Source organism: Paenibacillus sp. MSJ-34 (assembly GCF_018918005.1).
Classification (GTDB): Bacteria; Bacillota; Bacilli; order Paenibacillales; family Paenibacillaceae; genus MSJ-34.
In genome coordinates this window covers 1-14,031 of record NZ_JAHLPR010000037.1, presented here as the reverse complement: position 1 = coordinate 14,031, position 14,031 = coordinate 1, and the positions used below count along the sequence as shown (strand labels likewise).

Annotated in this window: 16 protein-coding genes and 1 riboswitch; of the genes, 3 read left to right on the top strand and 13 right to left on the bottom strand. The window is 49.4% G+C overall.

Annotated features, from left to right (window positions below; genetic code table 11):
- Positions 1–30 precede the first annotated feature (30 nt).
- From KQI79_RS18670 to mgtE, 4 genes are all read right to left on the bottom strand, one after another.
- Positions 31–312: a helix-turn-helix domain-containing protein gene (locus KQI79_RS18670; RefSeq protein ID WP_216539816.1), complete on the bottom strand. Its 282-nt coding sequence runs from the start codon at positions 310–312 to the stop codon at positions 31–33.
- A gap of 215 nt (positions 313–527) precedes the next feature.
- Positions 528–1,073 (bottom strand): GrpB family protein, encoded by a 546-nt coding sequence (locus tag KQI79_RS18665; RefSeq protein WP_216539815.1) that lies wholly within the window; start codon positions 1,071–1,073, stop codon positions 528–530.
- Positions 1,074–1,139: 66 nt separating this feature from the next.
- On the bottom strand, positions 1,140–1,550 hold the full coding sequence (locus tag KQI79_RS18660) for a hypothetical protein (RefSeq protein ID WP_216539814.1): 411 nt from the start codon (positions 1,548–1,550) through the stop codon (positions 1,140–1,142).
- 353 nt (positions 1,551–1,903) lie between these two features.
- A complete protein-coding gene (mgtE, locus tag KQI79_RS18655) occupies positions 1,904–3,238 on the bottom strand; it encodes a magnesium transporter (RefSeq protein ID WP_216539813.1) in 1,335 nt (444 codons plus the stop codon).
- A gap of 84 nt (positions 3,239–3,322) precedes the next feature.
- A riboswitch (M-box (ykoK) riboswitch) is annotated at positions 3,323–3,489 on the bottom strand.
- Between the two features lie 482 nt (positions 3,490–3,971).
- Here mgtE and KQI79_RS18650 point away from each other — a divergent pair.
- Together KQI79_RS18650 and ytaF are read left to right on the top strand one after the other, a co-directional pair.
- Entirely contained in the window at positions 3,972–4,625 is a 654-nt protein-coding gene (locus tag KQI79_RS18650; RefSeq protein WP_216539812.1) for a DUF1232 domain-containing protein, read from the top strand.
- A gap of 213 nt (positions 4,626–4,838) precedes the next feature.
- Positions 4,839–5,471 (top strand): sporulation membrane protein YtaF, encoded by a 633-nt coding sequence (gene ytaF / locus KQI79_RS18645; RefSeq protein WP_216539811.1) that lies wholly within the window; start codon positions 4,839–4,841, stop codon positions 5,469–5,471.
- A gap of 70 nt (positions 5,472–5,541) precedes the next feature.
- Here ytaF and sigF read toward each other — a convergent pair whose 3' ends face one another.
- The 5 genes from sigF to KQI79_RS18620 form a co-directional block, all read right to left on the bottom strand.
- Positions 5,542–6,297: an RNA polymerase sporulation sigma factor SigF gene (gene sigF, locus KQI79_RS18640; protein WP_216539810.1), complete on the bottom strand. Its 756-nt coding sequence runs from the start codon at positions 6,295–6,297 to the stop codon at positions 5,542–5,544.
- 11 nt (positions 6,298–6,308) lie between these two features.
- Entirely contained in the window at positions 6,309–6,755 is a 447-nt protein-coding gene (gene spoIIAB / locus KQI79_RS18635) for an anti-sigma F factor (protein ID WP_216539809.1), read from the bottom strand.
- Positions 6,752–7,105 carry an anti-sigma F factor antagonist gene (gene spoIIAA / locus KQI79_RS18630; protein ID WP_216539808.1) on the bottom strand — a complete coding sequence of 118 codons (354 nt, stop codon included), beginning with the start codon at positions 7,103–7,105 and terminating at the stop codon, positions 6,752–6,754. The genes spoIIAB and spoIIAA overlap by 4 nt, the downstream gene beginning before the upstream one ends.
- Positions 7,106–7,209: 104 nt before the next feature.
- Positions 7,210–8,418 (bottom strand): D-alanyl-D-alanine carboxypeptidase family protein, encoded by a 1,209-nt coding sequence (locus tag KQI79_RS18625; RefSeq protein ID WP_216539807.1) that lies wholly within the window; start codon positions 8,416–8,418, stop codon positions 7,210–7,212.
- Positions 8,419–8,817: 399 nt separating this feature from the next.
- Positions 8,818–10,143: a pyrimidine-nucleoside phosphorylase gene (locus KQI79_RS18620; protein ID WP_216539806.1), complete on the bottom strand. Its 1,326-nt coding sequence runs from the start codon at positions 10,141–10,143 to the stop codon at positions 8,818–8,820.
- A 98-nt stretch (positions 10,144–10,241) separates the two neighbouring features.
- On the opposite strand from KQI79_RS18620, the gene KQI79_RS18615 reads away from it, so the two are divergent.
- Positions 10,242–10,415, top strand: coding sequence for a hypothetical protein (locus tag KQI79_RS18615; RefSeq protein WP_216539805.1), 174 nt, complete (start codon positions 10,242–10,244; stop codon positions 10,413–10,415).
- A gap of 138 nt (positions 10,416–10,553) precedes the next feature.
- On the opposite strand, the gene KQI79_RS18610 is transcribed toward KQI79_RS18615, so the two are convergent.
- The 4 genes from KQI79_RS18610 to KQI79_RS18595 form a co-directional block, all read right to left on the bottom strand.
- Complete coding sequence (locus KQI79_RS18610; RefSeq protein ID WP_216539804.1) at positions 10,554–11,381, bottom strand: purine-nucleoside phosphorylase; 828 nt, start codon at positions 11,379–11,381, stop codon at positions 10,554–10,556.
- 37 nt (positions 11,382–11,418) lie between these two features.
- The gene (gene deoB / locus KQI79_RS18605) at positions 11,419–12,591 is read right to left on the bottom strand and encodes a phosphopentomutase (RefSeq protein ID WP_216539803.1); all 1,173 of its coding nucleotides are present in this window, start codon (positions 12,589–12,591) and stop codon (positions 11,419–11,421) included.
- A 31-nt stretch (positions 12,592–12,622) separates the two neighbouring features.
- The gene (xerD, locus tag KQI79_RS18600; protein ID WP_216539802.1) at positions 12,623–13,525 is read right to left on the bottom strand and encodes a site-specific tyrosine recombinase XerD; all 903 of its coding nucleotides are present in this window, start codon (positions 13,523–13,525) and stop codon (positions 12,623–12,625) included.
- Positions 13,526–13,650: 125 nt separating this feature from the next.
- Positions 13,651–13,887, bottom strand: coding sequence for a YqzK family protein (locus KQI79_RS18595; RefSeq protein ID WP_216539801.1), 237 nt, complete (start codon positions 13,885–13,887; stop codon positions 13,651–13,653).
- Positions 13,888–14,031: the final 144 nt, after the last annotated feature.

Sequence of the window (14,031 nt, the reverse complement as noted above, 5' to 3'; positions counted from 1 at the left end):
CCAGTACATACCCGGTATAATGTGCAAGGTTCACACAGATGTCTCTTCCGGTTTAATCCAATACACGCAACGATTGTCGCCTTTTAAAATATGCTCGCCTCTTGCGATCTCGACACCGTCGCCGATGACTTGCCGGAACATCTCCATTTCCTTCTTGCAAAGATTGGAGCATGCTCTCGCCGCCTCGCAAATCGGGCAATGCTTTTCCACATAACAATAGGTTCCGTCGGGATTCTCTATAATTTCTGCCATATACCCTTCATCTGTCCGCGAAGTGGCAAGTGCGGCGCTTAGCTGGTGCATCATCGCCATTTTGCAAGCTCGTTGGGATGCTGCAGTCCAATCATCCCGGTCAAGCCGTCATGTTGGATAATACTCCGTCCGATCAATACGTGTAGATAAATAACGGTTTCTCTGAAAGATCATCGTAATCGCTAACATGAAGGGCTGCCTCCGAGCAGCCCTAAATACAAATTCCATCGGTCTTGTTAAACGCCTTGCTGCTCACCGCAGGAACGCACCAACGCTTACACATCCGTTTTGCCTGGTCTCCAGCCGATTTCCTGCGACCATCGATGAGCCTTTTGCAATATATTCCATACCATCGGTCCTTTTCCTTCAACATATTTCGGCCGTTCATTCTTATACATACTCATTAATCGATGTTTCTCCCGGGCATATCTTATCGCATCTGCCGGATGCGTTCTTAAGTAGTCACGAAAAAGCAACGTCATTTGTTCTCCAAAACTTCCCGCCCGCCGTACATGAACATGAGTTCTCCTGGCTCCCGGCATTTCTCGAAAATACTTTTTCGTTTTGTCCGGATTCATCTCCCGCAGAACAAACCCCACTTGTTCTATCTTGGTTTTATACACCGATACATCATCAAAATCGATAACGGAAACTTGAATGTCGATGATTGGTTTCGCATCCATTCCAACAACCGATGTCGATCCGATATGATCGATCCGGATCGCCAGTTCGCCCAACGACCGCCTTAAATGGGACCCTATCCGTTGAAATTCCGCTTTCCAATCTGAATTGTATTGCGATATGATCCACTGATCTTCCATTTATATCTCCTTCAAATGCGCAGTGTATTCGTTACTTCCATATTCGTTCCACACCGATTCGTTTCGTTAGATATGTGTATCCTTATCGTCTTTCAACATCCGTTGTCTTTCACGCAAGTTTGATCTAATCGATTTAATCAATGCAAAGATATAAAAAGATCCAAAAACAATATAACTCGCCATCTTTTCCTCAAATTCCGCATTATGATTCACGATCACTAAACCAATGATTGAGATGCAAGTGATAAGGAGAACGTCAATACTTAACAGCAAATTCCAACCATTTTTTCGTGTAATAAGTTTGCCACTCAACGGCTCGTAAATGAATCGATTCGCATACTTCAATACGAGGCCTATAATGACAATAATAATGATAGCTCCGGCAAAACCTTGAAAAGTCGAATTCCCGGACAGTACACTCGCAATGAAAAAAAATGCTAAAGTTGCAAAAAAGAAAACATTCTGAAAGTTCTTCAAACGATCGCTTCCTTGTTGATTTGATGAAAATTCGTCTAATGCCGGTCATAATCGGGGTCGTCTGACCATAAATCTTTCGGCGTCTTTTACAAATCCATACTGTTCGTATAGCCTACCGTATTAATGCTGTATTCCTCGAATTTCGCTTCCATGTGCATTCCCTCCGCCATATACGTACGCAACTCGGAACAACACCCCGTCCTCTTACGGTTTATTTTCGTCCCGCTTTATTTATTCTCGATCGTAAATACAAAACCCTTTCGGCGGCGCAAATCGCACCTGAGGAAATGCAAATGTTTCTGCAAAATCCTCTTTTCCAATCCGAAAAACAAGCGGGGATCGTTGCCGGACGATTATAGATTCAACATTAGTTTGGCCATTGTGAAGTAGATGATCAATCCGGTTCCGTCAACCAATGTTGTAATAAACGGACCTGAAACAACGGCCGGGTCGACTTTTAATTTGTGTAAAACGAGCGGCAAGATCGCCGAAACGAGGGATGACCAGATGACAACAAACACGGCGGTGACGGCAACTACCGAGCCGATGTCGAATCCCACCCCCAGAAACTCCGCCCGCACAAAGGCGGCAAGTCCCATACAAATCCCGAGAAAAATACCTGTGGCTACTTCTTTGCCCATTACTTTGAAAATATCCTTGAATCTGACTTCGCCGAGAGCCAGTGCGCGAACGAGCGTCGTTACCGTCTGCGTTCCCGAGTTGCCTCCCGTGCCGATCAGCAATGGTATAAAGAAGGTTAAGGCAATCACTTCGGACAGCGTATCTTCAAAGTGGCGCAGCACATTCCCCGTATAAGCCTCCGCGACAAACAAAATGAGCAGCCATCCGATACGTTTGCGGAACAATTTCCAAATGGAGTTTTTAAAATAAGGCTCTTCTAGCGGCTGACTTCCACCCAGTTTCTGAAAATCCTCGGTCGCTTCTTCATGAATGACATCGATCAAATCGTCTACGGTAACAATTCCAATCATCCGGTTGTCGTGAGTAACGACGGGGATCGCAACCAAATTATAATTGGTTAAAATATTCGCGACTTCTTGCTGATGCATATCGGCGGGAACGGAAATGACATCTTCTTTCATGATATCCCCTATTTTCGATTCGGTACCTGCCATGATCGTATCTTTCAGCGATACGATGCCGACTAGCTTTCCATAAGTGTCGAGAACATAGATATAGGAAACAATTTCGGCCTCATGTCCGACTTTTCGAACATGCCGCAAAGTCTGGTCTCCCGTCCAAGAATCCCGAACGGCAATGTATTCCACTGTAGCGAGACTCCCTGCCGTTTCCGGGGGATAGTTCATCAACGTGCTCAGTTTATCCCGATAATCGAGCGGCAATAACTCCATTAATTTATCCGCTTGATGAGGATGAATGGCTAAGAGCAAATCGACGACCTTATCGCTTGACATTTCATGAAGCAGCAAGGTGGTCGTTTCTTTGCTGCTCCGAACGAGAATGCGATATTGCAGTTCCGGCTCGATATATTCGAGAACTTCCGCACTTAACGGAATGGGAAACATGGATATAAGCGCGAGCTGTTCCTCACTGTCAAGATCTGTTGTTAACATTTCCGCTACATCAAAAGGTTGAAAACGGGATATGAAGTCGCGTATTTCGGACTCCTTATGATGGGCTAGCAATTTTTTGAGTTCTTGTACCATGAACATTGCCTCCTTCATGAACATTTTTTTCTCCACACAAAAAAACACGCCCATAACGAATGAAGGCGTGTTATACCCGAAAAATCGACACCTCCATTCGTTGAGTTTTAGCACTGTATGGCATAGGAGCGGAATCCAGCTACATTAAAAACCACCTTATGTCGATGGCTTCTGTTGACCCATTGGCGTCTTTGGACATTTCTGGGCAGCAGCATTTCTCCATACAGGAGCCTCACCTAACGAGGTTCGTATTTTATTTCCGTGGAAATCGACCGAAACCAAAAAAGCCCTCCCATAAAGAGAGAGCCTTCATCCGTTTCCTTACGCGCAAAGGTTGCTCGCATGTTACATAGGCCCGCACAAATCGAAGCACGCCTCGCACATATCGCGAAACATGCGCAAATCGCCGCATGGGGAACATGGGAGGGCCGTAGGGAAAGGACTCTTCCTCTTTACTGAATCTCGCCTTCGGTTATCGTTTCGACTCGGACTTCCTTCCATGATCCCACCCCTTTCTCAAAATGAAAATCCTCCGGAGTCTGAAGGTTTGTATAGGAGACTCGCCTAACGAGGACAGAACGACTACAAGTTTTATCGTACTCCCAACCGTTTATGCTGTCAATGACAATTGCTGATCGCCAGAAAAAGTAGCGAGTAACGGGAATCCGTTTTGACAAAATGTCAACATCGATATATATTATAAGCAAACCGGTTTTTAGAAAGGATCGTCAGTATGTCTGAACAGAAGAACAGCGGCACCCTTGGCTTATTGTTGAAGAGACTGTTACAGGAGCGCTCTTTATCCATAAGGAAATGCAGCGAACTCACCCAGATTGATCCGGCCACCGTCTCGCGGATCATAAACGGGAAGCGAAAAGCGACTCCGGAACATTTGCAACGATTTGCCGATTGTCTCGAGGTTCCCGTCTCGGAGTTGTTTGCCGCTGCCGGTTACTCTGTCAATCGGCGGGAATCGGATATTCATGCCTCGATCGACAATATTCAAGACATCCTCGAATCCTCCAATGTACATTATAATCAGTTCAGCGTAGAGAATGTCGAACGGGAATTGGCCAAATACGAACAGTATGCGCAAACGGAAGAAGGCAAAGAAACGATACTGCGGCAATTTGAGACAAAGCTTCAAAAAATAAGCGGTACCGGACCGTTTATTCATCAGCTAAAAGATATGTACGAGAAATTCCGCATAAACAAAGGCGCTCCATGGGAGATGGCATTAATCGGAAGCGCATTGATTTATTTTATTTCGCCAGTGGACGTTATTCCGGATTATATTTTTCCGATTGGTTATATAGACGATGCTATTGCCGTAAAACTGATTGCGAACGCTCTCCAGACACCGAAATTGTTCAAGCCGTCCGAATAACGGGACGTTCGTGAAAATCAAAAATAGATGTAATGGGTTGTTGAGACGGACTCGGCGACCCTTTTTTCTCGACATAAACGGTTATTCCGTTCTATTGACAAAATTCAATCAACTCGTTTCCCATTTGTCAACATTTCATGTAAATGGATATGCACACTGTTGCTAATCGCCAATATAATGTTCATTAAATAATCGTCAAAAGGAGTTTTTCATATGACATCATGGTTTATTATTGCTGCGTTAACCTTCTCGTCAAGCATTGACAATTTGGGAGTAGGCCTGTCTTATGGGATTCGCAATATCCGTATAAGTTTGCTTTCAAATTTGCTCATTGCGGCAATTTGTTTTCTTTTCAGTATGTCCGGCATATATTTCGGACTCTGGATTTCGGAAATATTGCCCGGGATCCTGCCTGTCTTGCTCGGTGCCTTTATTTTAGTTGTTATCGGCATTCGAATTATGTTGCTGGCCGTTCCGCGTAACAAGGACACATTATCCGGACAGAGCGAATCGAAGTCGGAAGGAATAAAAGGGATCTTCCGGAACCCTGCATCGATCGATTTCGATTACTCCAAAAGCATCGGTTTCTGGGAAGCAATCGTGCTCGGTATCGCCCTTTCGGCTAATGCTTTAACGAATGGTGTCGGGGCGGGCTTGTTAGGTTTCTCCCCTCTAGTCATATCGATCCTGGCGGCAGCCGGCAGTTTTGTGACCGTCTGGGCCGGCGTTACTTTCGGACGGAAACTAACGCATGTTCGAATCGGCAAGTTTACGATAGGACAGTTCGGAACGTTAATCAGCGGGTTTCTACTGCTATTAATTGCAGTTTCCGTTTTTTTTGATTAGGAGTTCGCTTCTTCGAACAATTGGCACACGTCAAAGCCCCTCAATACCGTTTCGATATTGAGGGGCTTGTTCACTGAGCGATTTGTTCTTTGATCAGCTGCAGTATTTTTTTCTCCAGCCGGGAGACTTGCACCTGGGAAATGCCGAGACGCGCCGCCACTTCGGACTGGGTCTGGTCGCGGTAATAACGCAAGTAGACGATGAGCCGTTCCCGTTCGGACAATCCTTCGATCGCTTCGTTCAAAGCCAGCTTGTCGAACCAACGCTCCTGGGAATCGTCCGCGATTTGATCCATAAGCGTGATCGGATCGCCGTCGTTCTCGAACACCGTCTCATGGATCGAAGTCGGCGGTTTATTCGCTTCCTGCGCGAACACGACTTCCTCCGGCGAAATGTCAAGCGCCTCCGCCACCTCTTTAATGGTTGGCAAGCGGTTTAGCGTTTTGGAGAGTTCGTCCTTCATTTTACGCACTTTATTCGCCATTTCCTTGAGCGACCGGCTTACCTTCAACGTGCCGTCATCCCGCAAGAAGCGCTGAATTTCGCCGATAATCATCGGAACCGCGTACGTCGAGAACTTGACATCATAGGATAGATCGAATTTATCGACCGATTTCAACAAGCCGATGCATCCGATCTGAAACAAATCCTCCGGCTCATACCCGCGGTTCATAAATCGTTGAACAACCGACCATACGAGCCGGATATTGCAATTGACAAGCGTATCTCTGGCCAACGTATCGCCGGATTGACTAAGCGCGATTAATCGCTTCACTTCCGTATCGTCAAGGTAATTTTGCGAGGTTCGCTTCATATCGACATCCATAGACCCAACCCCTAATTATACAACGCTTTTTTGGATTCAATCCGTTTTTTCATCCGGATTTTCGTACCGCTGCCCATTTCGCTGACGACTTCGAACTCATCCATAAAATTTTCCATGATCGTAAAACCCATGCCGGACCGGTCCAATTCCGGTTTCGACGTATAAAGCGGCTGTTTCGCCAGCTCCAAATCTTCGATGCCTCGCCCTTCATCTTCCACCGTTAGCGTTATCGATTCGCCTTCGATGCTCGCCGTAATCGTAACGATGCCGTCGGGATCGTTATCGTAGCCGTGAATGATCGAATTCGTCACCGCCTCCGATATAACGGTCTTAATATCCGTCAACTCCTCGATCGTCGGATCGAGCTGCGAGACGAACGCGGCAACGGCTACGCGGGCGAACGATTCATTTTCCGATTTGCTTGAAAATTGCAGTTTCATCGCATTGTTTCCGCTCATGATACGACCTCCAATCCCGAGAGCGCCATTCTCTCGTTATCATATTGGGCCAATATTTTGAACAGGCCTGACAGTTCCAGCAACCGATGTACGGAAGGGTTGACGTCGCAAACGGCCATCTTGCCGCCTTTGCTTTGGATCAGCTTGTAACGCCCCAGAATGACGCCGATCCCTGAACTGTCCATGAACAGCAAATCCTTCAAGCTCAAAACCAAATGATTCGTTTGTCCCCGATAGATCGACTCGTCGATTTTAGCGCGAACGGCATCGGCTGTATGGTGATCCAGTTCGCCCCTCAGACGTACAATCAATACGTCCCGTTGATGTTCCAATTCCACTTGCAGATTCATAATGTTCATTCCCTCCCCATGATGAACAATCGGTTTTCTCTCGTTCAATTCTACATCGGAAAATCCAATTCCTGCCTGCCGACAAAACTAGAAGAAAACTGCTATCAATCTACAAAAAAGAGCTTCGAACACGTACGCTTGAACAAAATCCACCATCCGGCTTTCTTAATTTCGAGCGGCGATTCCACCGCAAATTCCTTCAGCACTTTATCTCCTTGATATACGACCAGCTTCCCGAGCGGCTGTCCCGCCTGGATCGGCGCTGTAATATGCTGCGGAATGACAAGCTCATGCCGGATCGATTTCTGGTCCGCACCCTTCTTCATCAATACGCTGTATTGATGTTTGGCGGTTAACGTCAATTCCGGCACGGAACCCTTCTCGATCTTCACCGTTCCCATCTCGTCGCCCTGTTTGAATATTGGGAAATTCGTGTATTGAGCGAAAGCATAGTCGAACATCTTCGTTACTTCCTGATTGCGGGTCTTCACGTTCGGCTCGCCAAGCACGACGGAAATGACGCGAAGCGTGTCGCGTTTCGCCGTCGCCGACAAGCAGAACTTCGCTTCGGACGTGTACCCCGTCTTAATGCCGTCCGCACCGGTGTAGAATCGGACTAATTTGTTCGTATTGACGAGCCAAAACGGTTTAGGCGTTTGCTTGCGCAAATAGTCCTGGTACGCTCCCGTATATTTCGTAATTTGATCATACTTAAGTAATTCTTGAGACATAATGGCGATATCATGCGCGGAAGTGTAATGGTTCGAGACGGGCAACCCGTTGCAATTGACAAAATGGGTATCTTTCATCCCCAACTGCTTCGCTCGCTCGTTCATCAATTCCACGAACGCTTCTTCCGACCCCGATATTTTCTCTGCCATCGCGACGGAAGCGTCGTTCCCCGACGCCATGGCAATGCCCTTCAACATTTCGTCGACCGTCATCACCTCGCCCTGTTCGAGGAAAATCTGCGAACCGCCCATCGATGCCGCATATTCGCTCGTTTGCACCGGATCGTCCAATTTCAGCTTGCCTTGATCCAACGCTTCCATAATAAGCAGCATCGTCATAATTTTCGTAATGCTTGCCGGAGGCAGCCGATCGTGGCTGTTTTTTTCGAAAATGATCGTGCCCGAATCGGCGTCCATCAACACCGCAGACCTGGCGTTCGGCGCTAAATCCAATTTTTTCTCCGTTTTCTCGCTTGCCGTCGGCTGCTTCTCGTCGGCAAATGCCGCCGGAACGAAAATACCGTTGATTAGCGCCAAACTAAGCGATAGCAATAGCCATTTTTTCAAGCGTATTCCCTCCATCGATGAACTCTGTCGCTATGAATCGTACTTCTACTTATTGTTGTCCGAAAGAAAACAAATTATTCCATTGCATATTTTGCAATTTCGTAGTAAGATATAAAAATCACTGCTACGATTCATCCTCCGATTTGTTCCATTTCATTTTGGTTTGAATCCAACTTTCCAACAATTGTAAGACGTTTTACCGCAGGCAAGGATTGTATTTCACGGCGATCCGCGAGCCGAATATTTACTGATTCACACTGGCGCGGTCATCGGAGCCGCAAGGATGGAAGAGAGGCAGGGCTTTCATTGTTTTGGTATGTAAACGTTACTTTGTATGAAATATAGGAACAACAAAGAAGATCCGCCCTATGCAGGAAATTGCATAGGGCGGATCTTCTTGTCATTTCAACCGATTCACAGGCGCTTGACGCCGTCTTTGGTCACGATCGCGTATACTAACGGTTTGTTCCCGATCGGATCGGGCCCGATACGGTACGCCTCCAATACGCGCGCCGACGCTTCTTCGATTTTCCGTTCATCGTTTACATACAGTACGGCGAGCGTGTCCCCGGTTTGCACGGCATCGCCGATTTTGCGGCGCAATTCGATGCCGACCGCCAAATCGATGACCGATTCCTTCGTTTCCCGTCCTGCTCCGAGCACCATGGCCGCCGTGCCGATCTCTTCCGCTTGAATCGCTTGTACGATGCCCGCTTGCTTCGCCTTGACCTCCACCTGCTTGGCGGCGGCCGGCAATTTGTCGGTATGTTCGATTTGCGAGACGTCTCCGTCTTGCGCCGCGACAAGCTGCTTCAGCTTCTCAAACGCACTGCCGTCCGCGATATGCCGTTTCAGGATCGTGCGTGCCTCGTCTTCGTCCTTCGCCTGTCCGCCTAATACGAGCATATGCGCGCCGAGGAGCAAGCAGATCTCTTCCAGATCCCGCGGCCCCTTCCCGCGCAGCGTATCCACCGCTTCCTTCACTTCGAGAGCATTTCCGATCGTAAATCCTAACGGCTGATCCATATCGCTAATGACAGCTACCGTATTGCGGCCGACTTCGGTCCCGATATCGACCATCGCTTGGGCAAGCGCGATCGAATCGTCCAACGTTTTCATGAACGCCCCGCTTCCCGTCTTGACGTCCAGGACGATCGCATCGGCGCCCGCGGCAATTTTCTTGCTCATGACGGAACTGGCGATGAGCGGGATGGAATCGACGGTTGCCGTCACATCGCGCAATCCGTACAGCTTCTTGTCGGCCGGAGTCATATTGCCGCTCTGGCCGATGACGGCGACACCGATCTCGTTCACTTGCTCAAAAAACCGTTCCCGCGACAACTCGACCGAAAATCCGGCTATCGCCTCGAGCTTATCGATCGTGCCGCCGGTATGTCCGAGACCGCGGCCCGACATTTTGGCGACGGGAACGCCTGCGGCGGCCGCAAGCGGAGCGAGCACCAGCGTTACTTTGTCGCCGACGCCGCCGGTCGAATGCTTGTCCACTTTCACACCTTTGACCGGACTCAAATCGACCTGGTCGCCCGAACGCGCCATCTCCAGCGTCAAATCGGCCGTTTCGCGGGCTGTCATTCCTTTGAAATAAACCGCCATCGCCAACGCCGACATTTGATAGTCGGGAATACTGCCTTCGCTGTATCCGCGAACGAAAAACGCAATTTCTTCCGATGTCAATTCCCGTCCGTCTCTTTTCTTTTGAATAATTTCGACAGCTCTCATCTCGGTCACCTCATCGTATCGATTTTTGTCAGAAATATTATAACATTTTCCATTTAAGGATATACTTAGAATATCTTAGCGAAAGGGGTAAAAAGTCGATGGAGATTCAAATGAATGCTGAAGATGTATTAACCCGCATAAAGCAATTGCACGCTAACGGAGAAACATTGAGCAAAAAAAGCGTTAAAAAATCGTACCCGGATTTAATGCAAAACGCATTGTACTACTATCCGAGTTGGGAACATGCGTTACAGAAAACAGGCATTCGCTGACAGCGCAGCATATTATATTTCAAGCAACCGGCAGTCAAGAGCTGCCGGTTGTTTGCGTCATACGCGAGAAACGAGCGAACGGCCGAATATGCCGCTGCCGCCAAAGCAAACGCCTAATCCTAAAAGCCTTGACGCATCTTACATATGCGGAATCACGGCCAGCACCAGATTGAGGAACTTCTCCTTCACCAGCTCGGTCGTTTCCATCACTTCCTCATGCGACAACGGCTGGTCCAGTATGCCTGCCGCCATATTGCTGATGCATGAAATGCCCAGCACTTCGATGCCGGCATGTCTCGCCACGATGACTTCGGATACGGTGGACATGCCTACCGCATCCCCGCCCAATACGCGCAGCATGCGAATTTCCGCCGGCGTCTCATAGCTTGGCCCGAGCATTCCGGCATATACGCCTTCTTGCAGCGGGATTCCTTGCTCTTGGGCGATCCGCTTCGCCAATTCGCGCAATCGGCGGCTGTACGCTTCCGACATATCCGGGAAACGGACGCCGAGCGCATTATCGTTCGGGCCGATGAGCGGATTCCGTCCAGTCATATTCAAATGGTCCGCGATCAACATTAAATCGCCGGCGCGATAATCGGTGTTGACGCCTCCCGCCGCATTCGTCACCAGCAGCGACGAGATGCCGAGAGCTTTCATGACGCGAACCGGGAAAGCAGTCACTTCCGGGCCGTAGCCTTCGTACATATGGAATCGGCCTTTCATCATAACGACCGCACGGCCTTGAATCTGCCCGATCAGCAATTCGCCCGCATGCCCCTCTACCGTAGACTGCGGGAAATGCGGAATTTCGCCGTACGAAATCGTAACTCCTTGTTCGATCAAGTCGGCCAAGACGCCGAGTCCCGATCCGAGAATCAGTCCGACCTCGGGCTTAAGCGGCGTCTTGGCGCGTATATAGGCGGCGGCTTCTTCGATCATGTTATAATTCAATGCTTGTGTCATGGTTTCCCCTCCGTAAAATGATCATCCTTCGTCTTCGTTAACGCAATTGGGATAGAAAACTGGTCCCGTTCCCCGGCGGGGCCACCTGGAAGTTGTCCGCGATCGTCGCGGCGACATCGGCGTACGTCGCCCGAACGCCGAGCGATGCCGGCTGCTTCAGCGACGGGCTGTACACGAGCAGCGGCACGTATTCGCGCGTATGGTCGGTTCCGGCATGCGTCGGATCGTTTCCGTGGTCCGCCGTAATCATAAGCAAATCATCCGGCCCGATCCGCTTCGTCAATTCGGGAACGGCGCGGTCGAATTCCTCCAGCGCCGCCGCATAACCGGCCGGGTCGCGGCGATGTCCGTACAGCGAGTCGAAATCGACCAAGTTTACGAACGCCAATCCTTGGAACGGCGAATCGAGAACGGCGAGCGTTTGTTGAATGCCGTCCGCGTTGCTCTTCGTCGGATGCGACGCCGTGACGCCTTCCCCGGAGAAGATGTCGTTAATTTTGCCGACCGAGATTACGTCCTTGCCGGCGTCCTTCAACGTATTCATCACCGTCGGCTCCGGCGGTTTCACCGCATAGTCGTGCCGGTTCGGCGTTCGCGTGAACGCTCCGGGCTTGCCGACATAAGGGCGGGCGATGACGCGGCCGACGGAAAACTCGGGACGCAACGTCAGCTTCCGCGCGATTTCGCATCCGCGGTACAACTCGTCGAGCGGTATGACGTCTTCATGCGCGGCGATCTGGAATACGCTGTCCGCCGACGTATAGACGATCCATGCGCCGGTGCGCATTTGCTCTTCCCCGTACTCGACGATGATCTCCGTTCCGGAGGCCGGTTTATTGCCGATCACTTTCCGTCCCGTTTCCCGTTCGAATTCGTCGAGCAGTTCCTGCGGGAACCCGTCCGGATAGGTATTGAACGGGGTGTCGATTTTCAGTCCCATAATCTCCCAATGTCCGGTCATCGTATCTTTGCCGACCGATACTTCGGCCATTTTCCCGTAATAGGCCGAAGGCGATTCGGCGGGATTCACATGAGGCAGCGGCGCTATATTGCCAAGCCCCATTCGCTCCATATTCGGGAGCCGCGTAGCGGGGACGCTCTCCATAATATGGCCGAGCGTATGCGCTCCCGCATCGCCGAAGTGCGCGGCATCGGGCAATTCGCCGATGCCTACGCTGTCCAGAACGATTACGCAAATTCGTTTAAACAAAGCTGTTCATCTCCTTCGTCTGTATGTCGAGCTATCTCGCGCCTGCGCGCGGATGCGCTTGCTCGTATACTTCCTTCATGCTCTTCTTCGCCATCTGCGTATAAATTTGCGTTGTCGATATGTCCGCATGTCCGAGCATTTCCTGAACCGAACGCAAATCCGCGCCGCCCGCAAGCAAATGCACGGCGAAGGAATGGCGCAGCGTATGCGGAGTAATATCGTGGACGATATCCGCTTCCCGCGCATGCTTTTTAATAATTTTCCAAAATCCTTGCCGCGTCAGCCTTGTGCCCAATTGATTGATAAACAGCGCCCGCTCTCCGCTTCTTCCCTTCAAGAGACTTTCCCGCGCACGCTCCAAATAAACGGTCAAACAGCGCGAAGCGACCCGCCCCAGAGGAACGATTCGTTCTTTGCCCTGATTGCCGATGCACCGTATAAAGCCCAAATCGGGATAAATATGGTCGAGATCGAGCGAGATCAACTCCGAAACCCGAATGCCGGTCGCATATAACGTCTCGAGCATCGCCTTGTCGCGAATGCCTTGAACGGTATCGGGCTTTGGCGCTTCGAGCAGCCGTTCGATTTCTTCAACCGACAATACGACAGGCGCTTTCTTCACCAACTTCGGCGTTTCCAGATCAAACGCCGGATCCTGCTGGATAACTCTTTCTTTGATCAAATAATGAAAAAAAGAGCGGATCGATACAATGTTGCGGTTTAACGTCGCCGTAGCGCGTCCGCGCTGCTTCAATTCATACAAATATTGAACGATATCCGGTTTATGGATGTCGGACATCGACTCAACTTCTTTCTTTTCCTGCAAAAAATGCAGAAACTGCAGCAAATCGTTTTCATATGATTTCAAAGTGCTGCTGGACAGGCCTTTTTCCTCTTCGAGAAAATGCATGAAGGCTTGCAAATGTTCGTTCATCCGAAGAAAACTCCTAAACATTTTGTAGTTCTTGACATGCGTATTCCATCACGTCGACTTGGCATTTGAACAACCACATAATAGTAGTTCAACAACGATCGCCGATTTCCTGCCCGCAGCGCATTTTACTCTCCATACCAATAGAAAAGCCGCAGCCGGTCCGCCATCGTAGCGGCGGTTAAATCCTCCATCGGTACTTGCCGGAATACTTTGACCGCCTTGCCTTGAGGCTCGCGATAACGGTCGACAGGCGCAATCCAATCGCTCAGCAATCCGATTAAGTAAATCATCAAATAAGTCAATGCGACAAAAAGGATAAGAAACCGCAGCCGTTCCAACCATTTGCGCACGGAAACTACCATAACTCGCCCTCCGTAGCTTATTGAACCTAAATTTCGAAAGCCCGTAATATCAAACACTGAATATAGTGGATCTGCCTCGCGGACTGTAAAAAAGTGGAGGTTTCCCAGTTCGTTCGGTTCAAGTCAACATTATGTGGATACACT

Bases quoted from the DNA above. Each gene is read 5' to 3' on its own strand.
- KQI79_RS18670 (WP_216539816.1), bottom strand. From the start codon at position 312: ATGGCGATGATGCACCAGCTAAGCGCCGCACTTGCCACTTCGCGGACA.
- KQI79_RS18665 (WP_216539815.1), bottom strand. From the start codon at position 1,073: ATGGAAGATCAGTGGATCATATCGCAATACAATTCAGATTGGAAAGCG.
- mgtE (WP_216539813.1), bottom strand. From the start codon at position 3,238: ATGGTACAAGAACTCAAAAAATTGCTAGCCCATCATAAGGAGTCCGAA.
- KQI79_RS18650 (WP_216539812.1), top strand. From the start codon at position 3,972: ATGTCTGAACAGAAGAACAGCGGCACCCTTGGCTTATTGTTGAAGAGA.
- ytaF (WP_216539811.1), top strand. From the start codon at position 4,839: ATGACATCATGGTTTATTATTGCTGCGTTAACCTTCTCGTCAAGCATT.
- sigF (WP_216539810.1), bottom strand. From the start codon at position 6,297: ATGGATGTCGATATGAAGCGAACCTCGCAAAATTACCTTGACGATACG.
- spoIIAB (WP_216539809.1), bottom strand. From the start codon at position 6,755: ATGAGCGGAAACAATGCGATGAAACTGCAATTTTCAAGCAAATCGGAA.
- spoIIAA (WP_216539808.1), bottom strand. From the start codon at position 7,105: ATGAATCTGCAAGTGGAATTGGAACATCAACGGGACGTATTGATTGTA.
- KQI79_RS18625 (WP_216539807.1), bottom strand. From the start codon at position 8,418: ATGGAGGGAATACGCTTGAAAAAATGGCTATTGCTATCGCTTAGTTTG.
- KQI79_RS18620 (WP_216539806.1), bottom strand. From the start codon at position 10,143: ATGAGAGCTGTCGAAATTATTCAAAAGAAAAGAGACGGACGGGAATTG.
- KQI79_RS18615 (WP_216539805.1), top strand. From the start codon at position 10,242: ATGGAGATTCAAATGAATGCTGAAGATGTATTAACCCGCATAAAGCAA.
- KQI79_RS18610 (WP_216539804.1), bottom strand. From the start codon at position 11,381: ATGACACAAGCATTGAATTATAACATGATCGAAGAAGCCGCCGCCTAT.
- xerD (WP_216539802.1), bottom strand. From the start codon at position 13,525: ATGAACGAACATTTGCAAGCCTTCATGCATTTTCTCGAAGAGGAAAAA.
- KQI79_RS18595 (WP_216539801.1), bottom strand. From the start codon at position 13,887: ATGGTAGTTTCCGTGCGCAAATGGTTGGAACGGCTGCGGTTTCTTATC.